This is a genomic window from Schumannella sp. 10F1B-5-1 (assembly GCF_006517535.1).
GTDB lineage: Bacteria > Actinomycetota > Actinomycetes > Actinomycetales > Microbacteriaceae > Schumannella.
Window position 1 is genome coordinate 1 of the sequence record NZ_VHQH01000245.1, and the last position, 263, is coordinate 263.

1 protein-coding gene is annotated in these 263 nt (G+C 65.8%); it reads left to right on the forward strand.

All coding sequences use genetic code 11. From position 1 onward, the window contains the following. A partial coding sequence (locus tag FJ658_RS15575) for an ABC transporter substrate-binding protein (RefSeq protein WP_370454823.1) occupies positions 1-263 on the forward strand: 263 nt, incomplete at both ends.

Here is a 263-nt window from a genome sequence, read left to right on the forward strand (position 1 = left end):
CTCGTGCCGAACGACGGCTACACCGGCCCGCGCAAGGCGCAGAACGGCGGCCTGAACTTCAAGGTCTACGCGACGCAGGACGCCGCCTACGCCGACCTGCTCTCGGACAACGTCGACGTGATCGACACCGTCCCGACGAACGCGCTGGCGACCTTCAAGGACGACCTGGGCGACCGCGCGGTCGAGCAGGCGAGCGCCGTGTTCCAGTCGTTCACGATGAACTACAACCTCGAGCACTTCGGTGACAACGAGGAGGGCAAGCT